The 14,172-nt window shown below is 65.1% G+C and carries 15 protein-coding genes; 9 read left to right on the top strand and 6 right to left on the bottom strand.

The genetic code is table 11. The features are described from left to right. Positions 1-14 precede the first annotated feature (14 nt). The 4 genes from A3K89_RS22320 to A3K89_RS22305 are packed head-to-tail and all read right to left on the bottom strand — an operon-like array spanning position 15 to position 4,013. Entirely contained in the window at positions 15-1,346 is a 1,332-nt protein-coding gene (locus tag A3K89_RS22320; protein WP_068430856.1) for an MFS transporter, read from the bottom strand. Further along, positions 1,343-1,879, bottom strand: coding sequence for a LeuD/DmdB family oxidoreductase small subunit (locus A3K89_RS22315; RefSeq protein ID WP_068431071.1), 537 nt, complete (start codon positions 1,877-1,879; stop codon positions 1,343-1,345). Before A3K89_RS22315 ends, A3K89_RS22320 begins: the two co-directional genes overlap by 4 nt. Next, positions 1,876-3,129 (bottom strand): 3-isopropylmalate dehydratase large subunit, encoded by a 1,254-nt coding sequence (locus A3K89_RS22310; RefSeq protein WP_068431074.1) that lies wholly within the window; start codon positions 3,127-3,129, stop codon positions 1,876-1,878. Before A3K89_RS22310 ends, A3K89_RS22315 begins: the two co-directional genes overlap by 4 nt. 11 nt (positions 3,130-3,140) lie before the next feature. Next, complete coding sequence (locus A3K89_RS22305) at positions 3,141-4,013, bottom strand: isocitrate lyase/PEP mutase family protein (RefSeq protein WP_068431076.1); 873 nt, start codon at positions 4,011-4,013, stop codon at positions 3,141-3,143. A 149-nt stretch (positions 4,014-4,162) separates the two neighbouring features. Between A3K89_RS22305 and A3K89_RS22300 the strand changes: the two genes are divergently transcribed. The 4 genes from A3K89_RS22300 (at position 4,163) to A3K89_RS22285 (ending at position 8,496) form a co-directional block, all read left to right on the top strand. Then, the gene (locus A3K89_RS22300; RefSeq protein WP_068430851.1) at positions 4,163-4,960 is read left to right on the top strand and encodes an IclR family transcriptional regulator; all 798 of its coding nucleotides are present in this window, start codon (positions 4,163-4,165) and stop codon (positions 4,958-4,960) included. A gap of 7 nt (positions 4,961-4,967) precedes the next feature. Then, on the top strand, positions 4,968-6,500 hold the full coding sequence (locus A3K89_RS22295) for a metallophosphoesterase (protein WP_068430850.1): 1,533 nt from the start codon (positions 4,968-4,970) through the stop codon (positions 6,498-6,500). Positions 6,501-6,641: 141 nt separating this feature from the next. Beyond that, positions 6,642-7,328: a nuclear transport factor 2 family protein gene (locus A3K89_RS22290; RefSeq protein WP_068430849.1), complete on the top strand. Its 687-nt coding sequence runs from the start codon at positions 6,642-6,644 to the stop codon at positions 7,326-7,328. Positions 7,329-7,425: 97 nt separating this feature from the next. Beyond that, the gene (locus tag A3K89_RS22285; protein ID WP_068430848.1) at positions 7,426-8,496 is read left to right on the top strand and encodes a S1C family serine protease; all 1,071 of its coding nucleotides are present in this window, start codon (positions 7,426-7,428) and stop codon (positions 8,494-8,496) included. A gap of 1 nt (position 8,497) precedes the next feature. Here A3K89_RS22285 and A3K89_RS22280 read toward each other — a convergent pair whose 3' ends face one another. After that, positions 8,498-8,875, bottom strand: a complete 378-nt coding sequence (locus A3K89_RS22280; RefSeq protein WP_068430847.1) for a VOC family protein — start codon at positions 8,873-8,875, stop codon at positions 8,498-8,500. A gap of 79 nt (positions 8,876-8,954) precedes the next feature. Between A3K89_RS22280 and A3K89_RS22275 the strand changes: the two genes are divergently transcribed. From A3K89_RS22275 to A3K89_RS22255, 5 genes are all read left to right on the top strand, one after another. Next, a complete protein-coding gene (locus A3K89_RS22275) occupies positions 8,955-9,932 on the top strand; it encodes an LLM class F420-dependent oxidoreductase (RefSeq protein WP_174551494.1) in 978 nt (325 codons plus the stop codon). 119 nt (positions 9,933-10,051) lie between these two features. Beyond that, complete coding sequence (locus A3K89_RS22270) at positions 10,052-10,645, top strand: AIM24 family protein (protein ID WP_068431065.1); 594 nt, start codon at positions 10,052-10,054, stop codon at positions 10,643-10,645. 1 nt (position 10,646) lies between these two features. Further along, positions 10,647-11,324, top strand: coding sequence for an AIM24 family protein (locus A3K89_RS22265; RefSeq protein WP_068430845.1), 678 nt, complete (start codon positions 10,647-10,649; stop codon positions 11,322-11,324). Between the two features lie 7 nt (positions 11,325-11,331). Continuing rightward, entirely contained in the window at positions 11,332-12,108 is a 777-nt protein-coding gene (locus A3K89_RS22260; protein ID WP_068430842.1) for an AIM24 family protein, read from the top strand. 439 nt (positions 12,109-12,547) lie between these two features. Further along, the gene (locus A3K89_RS22255) at positions 12,548-12,916 is read left to right on the top strand and encodes a hypothetical protein (RefSeq protein ID WP_068430840.1); all 369 of its coding nucleotides are present in this window, start codon (positions 12,548-12,550) and stop codon (positions 12,914-12,916) included. Here A3K89_RS22255 and A3K89_RS22250 read toward each other — a convergent pair. Continuing rightward, positions 12,897-14,063 carry a macrolide family glycosyltransferase gene (locus A3K89_RS22250; protein ID WP_217266282.1) on the bottom strand — a complete coding sequence of 389 codons (1,167 nt, stop codon included), beginning with the start codon at positions 14,061-14,063 and terminating at the stop codon, positions 12,897-12,899. The two genes, A3K89_RS22255 and A3K89_RS22250, sit on opposite strands and share 20 nt — an antisense overlap. Between the last annotated feature and the right edge of the window lie 109 nt (positions 14,064-14,172).

Below are 14,172 nucleotides of genomic sequence, written 5' to 3'. Positions count from 1 at the left end.
GCGCATACGGCGCACTACACCGGAAGCGACTTCTTTCCGGTCTCACGGATCGTCAGCACCGTCGCGACACCGACGGCACATACACCCATCACCCAGTAGGCGGGCGACATGGCGTTGCCGGTCGATTCCACCAGCTGCGCTGCGACGTACGGCGCCGTGCCGCCCGCGGCGATGGTGCCGATGTTGAATCCGAGGGACACACCCGTGTAGCGCACCGCACGTGGGAACAGCTCGGTGAACAGCGGGAACGCCGGCACCTGCACGACCCCGTTGAGCACCATGTACACGAAGTACACGATGCCGACGACGACGATGCTGGTGGTCGCGCCGAGAATCATGAAGGCAGGCAACGCGATCACGACGTACGCGAGATAGCCGGCGAGCAGAACGGGCTTGCGGCCGAACCTGTCGGTGAGCATGCCGCTGAGCGGGAACGTCGCACAGGCCAGCGCGATGGCGATCGCCGACGTCCAGTACACGGAGTCCTTCGAAAATCCGAGATCCTTGATGAGATACACGCTGAAGTACGTCAGACCGATGTAACCGGATCCGTTCATCGCGATCGCGATACCGATGACGCGCAACACCGACAACGGGTTTCGCTTCACGACATCCGACAGCGGGCTCTTCGCAACCTGGTTCTTCTCGGCCATCTCCTCGAACTCGGGACTGTCCTCGAGCTTCAGTCGGACACGGAGGCAGATCACCGCGAGGGGCAGCGCCAGCAGGAACGGGATGCGCCAACCCCACGACGCCATCTGCTCGTCCGTCGTACCGAGTGTCACGAGACCGACGACCGCAGCCGCGACGGCGAACCCGAGCGTCGACCCGATCGGCGTGAACGAACCGAAGAATCCGCGACGGTTCGGCGGTGCCGACTCGGCGATGTACGTTGCGGCGCCGCCGATTTCACCACCGGCCGAGAAGCCCTGCGCGAGCCGGATGACCACCAGCAGGATGGGTGCGAGGATGCCGACCGACGAGTGCGTCGGCAACAGACCGAGAATTCCGCACGCGATACCCATGCACACGACGGTGATGACGAGAGCGGATCGACGCCCGCGACGGTCCCCGAGTCGCCCGAAGAAGATGCCACCGAGTGGGCGTGCGACATAGGCGACGCCGAAGACGGCCAACGTCGCCAGAATCGAGACGCCAGGACTGGTCGACGGGAAGAACAACGGCGCGATGATGACGGCGAGGAAGCCGTAGACCGCGAAGTCGTAGTACTCGATGAGCGTTCCGACGCCGCCTGCGATCGCGGCGCGTCGGGCCGTCGTCGACGAGGCCTTGTTCTGAGGCACGCTCTCGGCGGAACGTGCGGGGGGATGTTCCACGTTCGTCATCGGTTCTGTCCTTGCTGTGCGAGGGAATGTTCTCGAAGGAGTAGCTCGTACGAACCGCCGGCCTCGATCACCTGGACGGTTCGCGCGTTCGGGGGAGTGCCGACAAGCACTGCGTCGTCGGTACGCACTGTCGCGGCGCGCCAGTCCAGTGACACGGCGTCACCGGTCTTCACGGCCGTCGACACGCCGGGCACGGTGATGAGCGGCATGCCGTTGAAGGTCTCGCCGCGCCAGAAACCGGGCGAGAACGACTCGGCGACAATGGCTGAGATGCCTGCATTGCGCAGCGCGACCATCGGCGGATAGTGCGGATGACCGTACCCGAAGTTGCGTCCGCCGACGACGATGTCGCCCGGACGCACTCGGTCGACGAACCCGTCGTCGTAGGCCTTCATGCACACGGACCGTAGGTGGTCGGGGTCGTACGACTTGATGTTGGACACTCCGACCACGAGATCGATGTCGAAGTCGTCGCCGAAGACCCAGGCGACGCGGCCCTCGATGACGTCGGGCGGGGGTGGGTAAGCGCTCACCGACTTGCCTCCTGCCATTCCTGCACCTCACCGACGACTGCACTCGCCGCCACCGTGTACGGCGACCCCATGTAGATGTTCGCATCCGAACTGCCCATGCGTCCCGAAATGTTCAGCACGCCAGTCGAAATGCAGTTCTCTCCGGCCTGCAACGGCTTCTGGTATCCGAAGCAGAAGTCGCAACTCGACACCGCGATGTTCGCGCCTGCCGCACGAAGCACATCGAGAATGCCTTCGTCCTCGGCCTGCTGGTGCACCTTCTGTGACGTCGGCACGATGTTCAGTTCGACGCCGGGTGCCACGGTTCGGCCGTCGAGCACGAGCGCCGCGGCCCGAAGATCCTCGATCCGACCGCTGGCACAGGATCCGATGAAGGCCCTGGTGATCGGCGTGCCGGACACCTCCTTCGCGGTCTTCGTGTTCGCGGCGCGTGCCGAACCGGGCTGCACGACACGGGGCACGATCGTCGCGAGGTCGATAGTGTGTCGCGCAGCGTACGACGCGTCCGCGTCGGGATGAACCGGCGAGAAACTCTCCCGCGCAACCTCGTTCGCGTACGCGAGCGAGATGTCGTCGGGCTCGAAGATCGCGGACACTGCACCGGTGAACATCGCCATGCCGCAGAGGCCCTGCCGGTGATCGATCTTCATCGACCGAGCGCCCGGGCCACCGAATTCCATGACGTGGTGGGCACATCCGGCGGCACCGACGAGATCGATGATGGTGTGCACGAGGTCGCGGCTGTCGACACCGGGCGCGAACTCGCCGACGAGGTCGAACCGCGTCGTCGCCGGAATGTCGACGTACAGCTTGCCGGTCACCCAGGCTTCGATGAGATCGCGTCGAATTCCCCATCCGAGCGCTCCGAACGCGCCGACGCCACTGATGTGCCCGTCGAAATGCACGAGGAAGTCACCCGGAATGGCAAGCCCCAGTTCGGCTGTCAGCTGATGTCCGATGCCTGCGCCCTCGTGCAACTCGATGCCGTAGAACTCGCACCAGTCACGTGTCACCTGGTGGACTTCGGCTTCCTTGTCGTTGTTCTTCGTCAGCATGTGATCGATGAACACGACGTAGCGGCTGGGATCGGACAGTTCGGTGATGCCGAAGTCGTCACGCATCTGACGGAACATCACGTCGGTGTAACCGGGGAAGTCGTACGCGATCATCCGCGCGGGGCGAACGGCGTGATTCTCACCGGCGCCGACGGTGTCGGCATCGCATGCCCTGCCGAGAATCTTCTCGGTCATCGTGTATCCGCTCACGAGATCTTCTCCGGAAGGTACTTGCGCTGCTGCGCCTCGACCTCGGAGAAGCCGATGAGGTCGACGAACTCGTGGTGCTGCAAGGCGTCGGCGCTGACGGACGCCGGAGCCTCGCCGCCGGCCAAGCGTCGCAACGCCTCTCGTGCTGCGCCCGTGGCTGCCATCAGGATCTGCGTCGGCAGGAGCGCGAGTCGCACGCCGATCCTCTCGAGAATTTCGGGTGTGAACTCGCGCTCGGTCCACGTCGAGGCGGTCAGCGTCGCCATCAGCGGAACACCGACCTCCTGGTGGCACCGCTCCCACTCCTCGATCGTCGTGAACGTCTTCGTCACGGGCATGATCATGTCCGCGCCGGCGTCGACGTACGCCTGGGCGCGGCGGATCGCGTCGTCACCTCGTGCATCGGTACGGGCGATGAGCAGGACGTCGTCGGGAATGTTGTCGCGTACTGCGCGGATCTTGCCGGTGCCTTCCTCGACGGTGATGAGGTCGACGGGGTCGCCGACGCAGATCGGGCACGACTTCGGCGAGACCTGGTCTTCCATGAACATGCCCTGCACACCCGCGTCGACGAACTTCCTGGCGGTGCGCGCGGCGTTGACGGCGTTGCCGTAGCCCGTGTCGATGTCGGCGACCAGCGGTAGCGACGACGATTCGTGAACCGTTCGCACAGCCTGCAGGTTCTCGGTTGCCGTGTACAGCTCGGCGTCGGGCAGTCCGAGCGCCGCGGACACCGCGAATCCCGAAGCGCAGAGCGCGCTGAATCCTGCCTGCTCGGCAAGGCGAGCGGTCAAGCCGTCCCAGACGCCGGGCGCGTAGACGAGTCCCTGCGTCGTGAGGTCCTTCAGGGTGGGGGCTGTCCCTGCCATCATCACTCCATTCCGTATTGCGGAACGCATTCCGCAGACCGCGAGAATGAAGCTAGAGTGGTGGTCGTCACATGTCAAGGCGGCTTCTTCGGAAACGCTGTTCGTATGATGACGAGACCTTCTTCGAGCCGACGAAAGAGTGAGCATCTGTGGTTGCGCCCATCGAGTCCGACGACCGGTCGGGCCGCGACATCGTCGGGGCCGTACTGAAAGCCTGCAGCCTGCTCGAGCACTTCGACGCGTCCAGGCCCGTCTGGACACTGAACGATCTGACCTCGGCGAGCGGCATGAACAAGACCACCGTGCATCGACTCATGGCGACACTCATCCACGCGGGATGGATCGACCGCACGTCCGAAGGCTCGTATCGCGTGGCGATGCCGTTGTTCGAAATCGGTTCGGCCGCACTCGTTCAGCTCGACCTTCGCACCGCCGCCCGTCCGTACATGGAGGGCTTGGCGACCACGTTCGGCGACACCGCATTCCTGATGGTCCCGGCCGACGAGGGCGCCGTGTGCATCGACCGGCTCGAAGGCCACAACCCTCTCGTCGTCGCCGGGATCAACATCGGATCGGTCATGCCGTACCACGCCGCCGCCGGCCCCATCGCGATGCTTGCGTTCTCGAATACGTTGCGAGAGCGATGGTTTCGACGCGAACTGCCGGCGTACACCGACCGCACATTGACGGACGCCACCGCGCTCTCCGAGCACTTGGATTCCGTTCGGGCCGCGGGATATTCGGTCAGCAGTTCCGACTACCTGGACGGCGTCGCCGCCGTCGCGGCACCGATACTCGGGCGTGACGGGACGGCCGTGGCGTCGATCAGCATCGGCGGACGCGTCGAGGCCTTCGAAGGGGACGCGCTTCAGGACAAGATCGACCGAGTGTGCGACGCGGCCGCGCGTCTCACGCACATTGCAGCGTCGCTGCCCGTGCGCGCATAGTTGGACTATGGACCAACTATCCGCGCACGGGTGGCGGAGCCTCCCGACCGTCGGATCTCTTCTCCTTGCCTGTGCGCTCGTCGGGGCCGACGCCGTCGCCGATCCGTCGAGACTGCCGACCCAGGTGCCCGCGGCCGCTGTTCCCGCGCTCGGTCTGACGGCCGAACCCGCGCCCATCACAGCCGACATGGTCGCGGGCGTCCTGGACGGGGAAGAGTTCTCGGACTCGTCGGCCCGCACCTCCGGATGGGACGACTACCCGTATCTCCGCTACACGGTGACCTTCGGGCCCGATGTCACCGTCGCGCAGATGGACTGGACCGGAACGTCGGTCAACCTGAACGATCTCGCCATGCACGTCCGCGCTCCGGGAACCGAGTCGTGGGGTCCGGCAGTGGCCACCGCGACCCCGTCGATGCCCGGTGGGCCCATCGATCTCACGGCGACGGTCGCGAACATCGACGGCACACTCGAAGTGATGATCGTCGACTCGCCGCGCGAGGACCGCTCGTTCGCGAACGACAACGCCGGACCCGATGCAACATTCGCGACGCCCGGCACGTACGACTTTGCGCTGCAACACATCACCGACACCCAGTACATCTCCCGCGACGACCCGGGTGTGTACGACGACATGACACGATGGACCGTCGACAACGCCGAGAAATACGGCATCGAATACAGCATGCACACCGGAGACATCATCCAGAGCTGGATCAGCCCCGGGCGTCCGGACACGCAGTCGCGCATCGAGTTCGACGCTGCGAGCGAGGCCATGAAAGTGTTGGAGGACGCCGAGATCCCCCACGGCGTACTGCCCGGAAATCACGACAATCTGTGGAACGTCGCAGGCAAGCTCGTACCGGGGATGCACGAGCAGAACCACGAGCTCTACAACGAATACTTCGGTCCGCAGCGGTACGAGAATCAGCCGTGGTGGGGGGATTCCTTTACACCTACGGACAATTCGGCACACTACGACCTGATCGACATCGCAGGTGCCAAATTCCTGATGCTGTACATCGGGTACAACCCGCCCGAGAAGGTCATGCAATGGGCCGAGCAAGTGTTGGACGAGCACCCGGATCGCAACGTCGTCATCGGAACGCACTACTACCTCGACGAAGGTGGCGAGAAGAAGCTGATGGCCTTCGGGGACATCGGCGCGAGTTCGGGACAGCAGATCTGGAATCGGCTTGTAGTACCGCATGATTCGGTGTTCCTCGTACTGTCCGGCCACGTCGACGGGCAGGCGACCGTCGTCGACCGGCAGATCGGGGACACCGATCGCACCGTCGTTCAGCTGCTCGCCGATTACCAGTACTTCGAGGTCGACGGCGAACGCACCACGGGCTTCCAGCGACTGCTGCAGTTCGACCTGGACGGCGGCACGATGGCCGTCACGACCCATTCGCCGTCGCTCGACCGATTCGACGTCGAGAATTTCGATCCGCGACGGCGTTTCGTGCCCGAAGACGGCGAGTTCGTCACCGACTTCACGTTGCGGGCGGATGTGCCGAGGGCCGTGACGGCGCGGTAGGCAACACGACAAACGCGCACCGAATGGCCACACGCACGCCGAATAGCCAGCAATTCGACGTGCGTCCGACCACAGCGTGCGCGTCTACTCGATCTCGCCGATTCCAAGACCTGACCTGGCGCGCCGATATAGCGTCGAAGCGTGTACGCCTCGGATAAACTGCTGGCCTTCGTCGAGGGCTCGCCTGCCGCGGTGGCCGTGCACGACCGCACCGCGTGGGTCGATCTCTACGCCCGGGACGGGGTCGTCAACGATCCGGTGGGGTCGCGGCCCCATCGGGGTCACGACGCGATCGCGCGCTTCTACGACACGTTCATCGCGCCGAACACGATCGAATTCCACGTCGAGCACGACATGGTGTCCGGGATGTCCGTCGTTCGAGACCTGTCGCTGACGATCACCATGTCGGCGGGCGGGGTCGTGACGGTCCCGATGCATCTGCGCTACGACCTCGTCGACGACGGTGGTTCGCTCGAGATCGCACGACTCGCCGCGCATTGGGAGTTGGCGTCCATGATCGGCCAACTGCTGCGCGGCGGATTCGCGGGAGTGCGGTCGTCGATCGCCCTGACTCCTCAGATGATCGGAAATCAGGGTGTGTCAGGCCTTGTCGGTTTCATGTCCGGCCTTCGATCCGTCGGCGCGAAGGGCAAGTCCGTCGCGGCAGACCGACTGCGCTCCGACCATGACGGCGCGACGTTCGAGAAGTTCATCGCCGCCGGACGCACCGTCAGCGCGACAGTTCGATGGGGTACCGAACGAGGTGTCGTGTTCGTGAACTTCGCACCCGGATCCCTGACCGTCGAATCCGTGACGCTGTTTCGCTGAGCCCCGTACGCGCACGTTTCAGCGAATGCGCAGGTTGCAACCTGCGCATTCGCTGAAAGGTGCGCGCTTAGTGAGAACTGAGCAATAATCGACCCTCATGCAGGCGGCTGGCAGAGCGGCACTCCTCGTCGTGCTGACCGCTGCTGCGTCGGCGTTCGCGGCGCCGCTCACCCCTGGCGTGGTCGACGCACCGCCGTCACCTCCGCCGGTCGCCGCACCGTCGCCACTCCCGCTCACCCCCGAGCAGATCACGAGCCAGGTCGACCCGTCCGTCGTCACGATCACCGCCGAGTGGGGAACGTCGGGAGTTGCAGGGACGGGATTCGTCGTCGACCCGGCCGGTCTCGTCCTGACGAATTACCACGTCATCGAGACCGCAGCTTCGGTCACCGCGGTGGGCAACGGACTGATGTACGACGCATCGGTTCTGGGGTACGACAAGACGCGTGACCTCGCGGTCCTGAAGTTGGATTCGGCAGCAGGCCTCCCGGTGGCCGTGATCGGACGTTCCGCGGACGTAGCCGTCGGGGACGCAGTGACGGCAATCGGAAACGCTTCGGGCGCAGGGGTTCTCGTTCCGGCCCCGGGACAGGTCGTCGCGCTCGACAAGACCGTCACCGCGCAGAGTTCCGTCGACGGCTCACGCAACGAGCTGACCGGAATGATCCAGATCGACGCCGACGTCCGAGCAGGTGACTCGGGAGGGCCGCTCGTCGACGCGTGGGGGAGTGTCATCGGCGTCGACGCGGCAGGCCTGTCCGACGAAGCCAGGCTCACTCAGGCGCCGGAAGCGTACGCGATCCCGATCGACATCGCCATGACCGTCGTCGACCAGATTCGCGAAGGCCGTTCTGCAGGAACGGTTCACGTGGGCCCGACGCCGTTCCTCGGCGTGCAGGTCCGAGATGTGTCGGCCTGGAACGCGAACCCGTCACAGGGGGCCTCGGTCGTCGGAGTCGAGTACAACTCGCCTGCAGAACGGACGGGCCTCGTACGCGGTGACGTCATCGTCTCGTTCGACGGCCGCCCGGTCCGCTCGTCCGACGATCTCGCCGCGGAGATGGTGGGACGACGACCCGGCGAGATCGTGCGGCTGGAGTGGGTGACCACGACCGGCGTCCGGCGAACGCAGATGGCGACACTCGAAACAGGCAGTCCGACAGCCTGAGTCACGCCTCCAACACGGACAGAACGTTGCCTGCCGGGTCGGTGAACCACGCGATCAACGGCCCACCACCGCGAAAGATGCCACGCTCGTCGGTGCCCATGTCCGGATACTGCTGGAACACCACACCTTTGGCCGTCAACGCGTCGACCGCGGCCTCGATGTCGGCGACGGGGAAGTTGAGAATCGTGTACGGGGCGGGCGTGTGCCCAGGCCTGGGATAGACCAACACCTCGGAGTTCTCGCTCAGGCGAAGATGGATCAGCCCCATCTCGCCGTCGACCACGGTCATTCCGAGTGTGTCGGCGTAGAAGGATCGGGCCGCCTCGATGTCGTCGACGGCGAATCCGGAGAACGGGGATCGGGTCAGTTCGAGTGTCATCGGTCCATGGTGCGCCTCGTCCGCGCGTATCGGGGCGCAAACGACGCATCACCGCCGGACCGCGAGTAGCGTTGACCAGGTGACCATTCGTCTCGGATACCAGATGCCCAACTTCAGCTACTCGGGTTCCGTGAAGGAACTGTTCCCCACGGTCATCGCGCAGGCGCGCGAGGCTGAGGCAGCAGGATTCGACACTGCCTTCGTCATGGACCACTTCTACCAACTGCCCGGAATCGGTGCGCCCGACGAGCCCATGCTCGAGGCGTACACCGCACTGTCCGGCCTCGCGACGGCCACCGACACCATCCAGTTGTCGGCACTCGTCACCGGAAACACCTATCGGAACCCGGCAATCCTCGCCAAGACCGTCACGACGCTCGACGTCGTCAGCGGCGGCCGCGCTATCCTCGGTATCGGCGCAGGCTGGTTCGAGTTGGAGCACAACAGCTTCGGGCTCGAGTTCGGTACGTTCACCGACAGGTTCGAACGCCTGGACGAGGCGCTGCAGATCATCGAGCCGATGCTGCGCGGACAGCGTCCGACATTCGACGGACTCTGGTACCAGGTCGACGAGGCCATCAACGAACCCCGTATTCGCGACGACCTTCCGATCATGCTCGGCGGTGGCGGTGAGAAGAAGACCTTCGGCTTGGCCGCCCAGTTCGCCGATCACCTCAACATCATCTGCGACGCAAGCGAATTGCCACGCAAGGTCAAGGCCGTCGAGGCCCGGTGCGAGGAGATCGATCGCGACCCGAAGGACCTCGAGACCAGCTTCCTCGCGTTCGTGATCATCGACGAGGACGGCGACAAGGCCCGGCAGCTCCAACACGACTACTTGCTGTCGACGGGCGTCGACCTGTCGAACCTCTCGGACGACGACAAGGCAGCAGCCACCGATCGCCAGTTCTGCGGCACCCCCGACGACGTCGCCGAGCAAGTCCAGCGACGCGTCCTCGACCAGGGCATCGACGGCGTGATCATCAACCTGGTGACCAACGGACACCAGCCCGGCATCGTCGAACTCGCAGGTAAGACGCTGAAACCGCTCGTCTGACGTGCGTGGGAATGTATAGCGGGCTGTACATTCCCACGCACGGGGCGCAACAGCTGGCACGGGGGAACGGGCCGTGGCATAGTTCCCCCGTGGCACAGCTGACGACGAACGGGCACCGCGTGCTCGTCGCGAATCTGACAGGCGATTCGCTGCGCGCGATGTCGGGATCGATGGTCGCCTACGAAGGCGACGTTTCCTTCAAGAACGCGGGCATGGGTGGCGGCGGCGGACTGAGAGCCGCGTTGAAACAGAAGGTCGCCGGTGAATCCCTCTCTCTCATGGAGGTTTCCGGCCAGGGCACCGTCTACTTCGCCGTCGACGCACAGGACATCACGGTCGTCGAACTGGCCGGCGACTCGATGCACGTCGAGGCGTCACAACTTCTCGCACTGACGGGTCAGCTGAAAACCGAGGTGAAGTTCAGCGGCCTGCGTGGCGCGTCGTCGGGTCAAGGTCTGTTCACCACCGTCGTCAGCGGATCCGGCGCCGTCGCGCTGCTGTCGGCGGGTGGTCCGCTCATCGCACTCGCCGTCGACCCGCAGTACCCCCTCGTCGTGGACCCGGACGCCTTCGTCGCGCACCGCGGCCCACTGAACCAGAGCTTCGTCACCGACGTCACGTGGCGTTCCGCCATCGGCGGCGGCAGCGGTGAGGCGTTCTCGCTTCGTTTCGACGGCCAAGGCGTCGTCTACATCCAACCCGAGGAGCGCTGACGTGCCGCTCGAAGTCGTCAACAGCAAGGTCGTCAAAACGACACTCGCGCAGGGCCAGAACGTGTTGGCCCGCAAGGGCGCGATGCTCTACTACACCGGCGATGTCCGCTTCGTTCCTCATTCGATGGGCGGCTCGGCGGCAGGCATGCCGAGTCTGGGTGGGGTCGCGGGAATGGCCGGACGGATGATGTCCGGTGAACACGTCTCGATGATGGCCGCCGAAGGCCAGGGCGAGGTCTTCTACGGCCACGCAGGCCTGTACGTCGAAGTCATTCATCTCGACGGCTCGTCGCTGCTGACCGTCGAAGCCGATCGCCTCCTCGCGCACGACGGGTACCTGCAGACCTCGGTCGTGGCATTGACGTCGCAAGGCGGTGTCCGTGGAGCCGTGCGCGGCGCGATGACCGGCCAAGGTCTGTTCACCACCCAACTCAGCGGGCAGGGCACCGTCGCGGTTCTCTCACACGGCGGTGCGATTCCGCTGGAGGTCGGGCCGCAACGCCCGCACGTGGTGGTCGATCCGCAGGCGTACGTCTGCCACATCGGAAACATCCAGGTCGACATCTCGGCCAACGTGGGCTGGCGCGACGCCGTCGGCCGCGGAAGCGGTGAGGCGATGCAACTGAAGATGACCGGCATGGGCACCGTGTGGGTCCAGGCGTCCGAGCAGAAATTCTGAGGCCCTCATGACTACTTTTCCGGGTCATTCCGCGGGCTCCACTCCCGCCGAAGTGCACACTCCCTACACCCTCCCGGTCAACGACAACGTGCCCGGCAACGACTACGCCTTCTGCGTCGAACTAGCAGGTCAGCCGTGGTTCACGTCGAAGGGCGCGATGATCGCGTACTACGGCAACGTGCGGTTCGAGCCGCTCGGACAGACGTCGATGCCCGCCATCGTCGCCGCGCGTTTCTCGTCGCCGCTGTACTCGAACGACTGGGTTCTCGCGCAGGGGCAGGGGAAGCTGATCCTCGGTGACCGGGGCTTCAACATCAACTCCTACGACCTCGACGAGGGCAACCTGACGATCCGCGCCGCGAACCTCCTCGCGTTCGAGCCGACGCTCGATCTGAAGCAGTCGATCGTGCCCGGGTTCCTGACGCTCCTCGGCACCGGGAAATTCCTGGCGTCGTCGAACGGGCAGGTCATGTTCGCCGAACCGCCGCTGCGCATCGACCCCGAAGCGCTCGTCGGATGGGCCGATTGCCCGTCGCCGTCGCATCACTTCGACGCCGGGTGGATGCAGAACTTCCTCGGTGCGGCCCGCGGATTCCTCGGCGCGAACAGCGGTGAAGAGCGGCAGTTCGACTTCACGGGCGCCGGAACCGTTCTCATCCAGTCCAGTGAGAAGGTTCTCGACGACGGTCACCTGCTCCGCCACATCGAGTCGCAGACCGTCTCGTTGGGGCAGAACAGTCTGCGGGCGCTGCACCAGACCATCGGGTCACGGCTTCAGCAGTAGTGCGGCTGCACCGGCCGTGACCGTAGCCGCGCACCTTGCAGCGAACGCGCAGGTTACAACGCGCGCACGTGCTGCAACCTGCGCAGATCAGGGGTGAGGTCTAGGCCGTGACCGTAGCCGCGCACCTTCCAGCGAACGCGCAGGTTGCAACGTGCGCGCCTGCTGCAACCTGCGCAGATCAGGGGTGAGGTCGAGACCTGCGCAGATCAGGGGTGAGGTCGAGGCCGCAACCGTAGCCGCGCACCTTCCAGCAAACGCGCAGGTTACAACGCGCGCGCCTGCTGCAACCTGCGCAGATCAGGGGTGAGGTCGAGGCCGCAACCGTAGCCGCGCACCTTCCRGCAAACGCGCAGGTTRCAACGTGCGCGCCTGCTGCAACCTGCGCGACGGAGAGCGATCCGAGGTGCGCGTCGACGTACAGCGAGCGCACACTGGAGACATGACCAACAACGGACCTTTCGGAATCGACCCCGAGGACTTCGATCGCTTCGCGAAAGAGGCGAGCGACGGACTGCGCGACGTCGTCGACCAGGTGGGCAAGTTCATCGGACAATCCGGCGGGGGAACGCCCTGGGGCGCGTTCTTCGGCGAGACGCCGTCGCGGCCTGCCCCGGAGCCCGAGACGACGGGCGCGAAGGGCGACGGCGTGTGGGCGATCTACACCGCAGCCGACGACGGTTCCGCACGCATCGACCAGGTCTTCGCGACGGAACTCGACGCGCTGCGTGCGCACAAGGACAACACTGATCCGACGCGCAAGGTGCGGTTCCTGCCGTACGGAGTGAGCGTCAGCGTGCTCGAAGACTAGCTTCGACGGCGTCTGCTGCACTCTCGATGCCGCCGTGCGCTCTGATGTCGGCGCTGATGCCTGCCAGTCGTGCGGCGATGTCCGCCGAGCCGGCGACGGTGTCCACGGCCTCACGCAGCGCGTTCGCGGTGACGTCGCCGTCGGCGAGTTGCACTCCGACGCCCAACTCCTCGAGCATCGCCGCGTTGCCGAACTGGTCGACAGCCTGAGGAACGGCCACGGTGGGCACGGCGAACCACAGCGCCTCGGTGCACCCGCCCATACCGGCGTGTGTGACGAACGCCGACGCGGCCGCCAACACCGTCAGTTGCGGAACTTGTTGATGCAGTTCGATGTTCGACGGCACTTCACCGAGAGATGCCGCGTCGACGCGGTAGCCGATCGCGATGACGACGTGCCAATCCGAGTCACGGAACGCGTCGATACACAGGCGATAGAAGTCGGGGCGTTCGTTGAATCCGGTGCCGAACGAGACGAGCAGAGTTTTCCTGCCGGCGGGTGCGCTCCAGCACTGGTCTGCCATCCGAGCCGGGTCGAGACACGGCCCGACGAACTGCACCGAACCCGGCACCCGATCGGCATTCGGCTGCATCGCGCGTGGAATCAGCGACAGCACGCTCTCCGGATACGTGATCCACTCCCATGGGTCGGCTTCGATCCCGTTGTCTTGCAACCACTTCGCGTAGGTGTCGCGGTAGTCCCTGCCGGCATCGGACTGCCGGATCGACTCCAGCGCCTCACCCATCTCGTCCTCGTAGCCTCGCCACGCGACGTAGGTCGGCGAAAGCTGCACTGCCGGAACACCGTAGCGGCGCCCGAGGATCGGAGCCGCAAGACCGCCGATGTCGTACAGCAACAGATCCGGACGGTCGGCGTCGTAGAACTCGGTGAGAATCGGGAACGATTCGATCGCCTCGTCGAGAAACACCCGCATCGCCGACGCCGGATCCTCGGGCCAGGCCGCTTCACCCTGCGGCAGTATCGAATCGAACGAAACGAGCTGAGCACCAGCAGGTTCGACGACGCCGGCCATCGATGCGCCGACCGCGTACGTGAGGCGGTGTCCGCGTCGCACCAGCTCGGCGATCAGGCCGAGCGACGGATAAATATGACTCGGCGCGGTACAGCCGATCATGGCGATGTGCACTCGGTGACGGTAACCCGATGCGATGTCCGATTCCACCGATTTTCACGGGAGACGTTCGCGGGTCCACGGCACGGCACGGTAGGTTGACCCCACATCAACCAGCGAGGCA

This window comes from Rhodococcoides kyotonense, from assembly GCF_001645385.1.
Lineage (GTDB): Bacteria > Actinomycetota > Actinomycetes > Mycobacteriales > Mycobacteriaceae > Rhodococcoides > Rhodococcoides kyotonensis_B.
Note: the sequence above shows the minus strand (reverse complement) of the source record. Positions and strands in the feature narration are given on the sequence as shown.